Source organism: Magnetococcales bacterium, assembly GCA_015232395.1.
In the GTDB taxonomy this organism is placed as follows: domain Bacteria; phylum Pseudomonadota; class Magnetococcia; order Magnetococcales; family JADFZT01; genus JADFZT01.
Map to the genome: position 1 here is coordinate 1 of JADFZT010000166.1, position 2703 is coordinate 2703.

Consider the following 2703-nt stretch of genomic DNA (forward strand, 5'->3'; position numbering starts at 1 on the left):
TACGCCGTTTTGTGAAGATCTGGCGGGATGAAAAAGGGCGCAATCCAGGTACTGTTTTTGTTCCTCTTCAGTTTGATCCTGGCTCTGTATGCCAATTTGACTGGAGCTATGAGCAGGCTGTTATTGGCGGCATTCAGCAGACGATCAAGTTGGCTCATTTCCGTTTGGCTTATAGTCGGATGATCTTTGTCGTGGCCTTTCAACGGGAGTCGTTGGAAATGTTGCTTGAGGCGCACAATCGGGCTTTTGAGTTTTTCGGTGGTTGTAGCCGTCAAGGTGTTTACGACAATCTGCCAACAGCCGTGAACAAGGTTCTCAAAGGGAAGGAGAGAGAGTTTCATTCCCGTTTTGCCAAGATGTGCGATCATTTTTTAATGGAGCCTGTGGCCTGCACACCGGCAGCAGGTTGGGAAAAAGGGCAGGTAGAAAATCAGGTGCGTAATATCCGGCGCTGGTTTTTCACTCCTATGCCCCATTTTACCGATTTGGAGGAATTAAACGGCTGGCTGGCAGATCGCTGCTGGGCTGTAGCGTCGGAGCGGGCGCATCCCCAGTTTTCTGAACGTACTGTAGCGGCGGTATTCCAGGAGGAGCGGGAACGGCTTATCCCCTATCCTGGACCGTTTGAAGCCTATCAGCAAAGGGATTGCGGTGCTTCTTCTACCAGCTTGGTCACTTATGACAAGAACCAGTATAGCGTGGACTGTTTTGCAGCCAGAAAGCCAGTAACAATTCGGGCCTATGCCGATCGGATCGTAGTTTTGCATGATGACCAACGAGTAGCAAGCCATCCTCGGGCTTTTGGGCGTGGCAGTGCGGTTTACAACCCGTGGCACTATCTGAAAGTATTGGAAAGAAAGCCGGGGGCCTTGCGCCATGGAGCACCTTTTCAAGAGTGGGATTTGCCTACCAACCTGGCAAAAATGCGGCAACGCCTGGAGAAGAGGCCGGGAGGAGATAGAGAGTTTGTTGAACTGTTGTCAGCGGGGCGTGAACATGGCTTGGATGAGATTGATGGTGTCTGTGCCTGGGCCTTGAAAGAAGGAGTCATCCAGAGTGATGCCATCGTTAACCGCTTATTACGGCTCAACCAACCGCCAGACCCGGAGCCGGTGGCAACTCCGGCAGGGCTGATATTAAAAGAGGAGCCGACAGCGGATTGTGCCCGTTATGACCGTCTTTTGGAGGCCAATCATGAAACGCCATGAACTGATTGACGGCTTAAAAGAGCTGAAGCTGCTTGGTATGGCTGCCACCTTTGACGAAGCTATTATTGAGGGAATCCGCCGCAAGCGAACTATTCAGGAGATGTTGGGTGACTTGATCCGAGCAGAGAAAGTTGACCGACAGACCCGCTCAATCCGCTATCAGATGAAGGTAGCCAGATTTCCAACCCTAAAGGCCCTGGATGGGTTCGACTTCAGCTCTTCACAGATAAACGAAGAGCGTATCCGCACCTTGCACACAGGGGAATTTCTCGACGGTGCCGGTAATATCGTATTGGTTGGTGGAACTGGAACCGGAAAGAGTCATTTGGCTATTGCCATAGCCGCCAATAGTGTCCGTCAAGGTAAGCGCTGTCGCTATTTCAGCGTGGTGGACCTGGTCAACAAGCTAGAACGAGAACAAGCCGATGGACTGGCTGGCCGTACTACGGAGCAACTATTGAAGCTGGATCTGCTGGTGTTGGATGAATTGGGATATCTGCCTTTTTCCAAAAATGGTGGGGCACTGTTATTCCACTTAATCAGCCGCCTTTATGAGCAGACCTCTCTCATCGTGACTACCAACCTCACTTTCGGAGAATGGTCCAAGGTCTTTGGAGACGCAAAAATGACCACCGCTCTACTGGATCGACTCACCCATCACTGCGACATCATAGAAACCGGAAATGAGAGCTGGAGAATGAAACAACGAGGATAGTTTTTTTGTACCTTTCGGGGGTCAAAATTCGACGCCGATAGGGGGTCATTATTGAATGCCGATTGACACCCACCTAATGGCTTTAAATTTTTGGCCACTGAAATGGCCGTATTGAAATTATCAGGAACTTTCTTGTCAAGACATAACACTAAGTGATATAGTTAATGCATGGAGAGAGTATTCAAGACTCAACACTTTTCCCGCTGGTCACGTAAGATCGGTCTTTTGGATCAACCCCCTATGCCAAGCAGTGGTTGAAATGGGACTGGGACTAGTTGATGCCGACCTTGGCGGTGGAGTGGTCAAAAAACGCATTGCTTTGCCAGGTAGAGGTAAAAGTGGAGGAGTTCGAACATTGGTGGCTACAAACAAGGGGAATCGCTGGTTTTTTATGTTTGGTTTTGCCAAAAACGTAAGGACAAATATCAACCACCGTGATCTTGAAGCGTTACAGAAGCTAGCAGATGATCTGTTGGGCCCCCTCTGTGTCAGCGAAGTTGTCGCCCCATCTGATTTAACCTTTTTCAAAACAGAGGGTGAATAGGATGGCAGATGAACAGTTATTCAAAAGAGAGAAAAGAGGCTATCATAAGGAAAATGATGCCACCCTGTAACAAAGCAATTTCTGTACTATCAAAAGAATCAGGAATACCGTATGGAACGTTACATACATGGCGAATAAAAGCTAGACAAGGAGGAATAGCAGTGCCTGGTAATGGTAAGAATGCAGAGGAGTGGTCTTCTGAAGATAAGTTTGCAGTGGTGTTAGAAACATCGGCA

At 48.8% G+C, this 2703-nt stretch carries 3 protein-coding genes and 1 pseudogene; all 4 read left to right on the forward strand.

Features of this window, described 5'->3' with window-relative positions; all coding sequences use genetic code 11:
* On the forward strand, window positions 1-1208 hold a 1208-nt coding region (locus HQL52_20250; protein ID MBF0371773.1), incomplete at its 5' end, for an IS21 family transposase.
* The gene (locus HQL52_20255) at window positions 1195-1923 is read left to right on the forward strand and encodes an ATP-binding protein (protein ID MBF0371774.1); all 729 of its coding nucleotides are present in this window, start codon (window positions 1195-1197) and stop codon (window positions 1921-1923) included. The genes HQL52_20250 and HQL52_20255, both read left to right, overlap by 14 nt.
* A gap of 168 nt (window positions 1924-2091) precedes the next feature.
* Window positions 2092-2467 (forward strand): annotated as a pseudogene (locus tag HQL52_20260) (type II toxin-antitoxin system RelE/ParE family toxin).
* An 8-nt stretch (window positions 2468-2475) separates the two neighbouring features.
* Window positions 2476-2703, forward strand: a 228-nt coding sequence (locus tag HQL52_20265; GenBank protein MBF0371775.1) for a transposase, incomplete at its 3' end; no start/stop codon positions are given.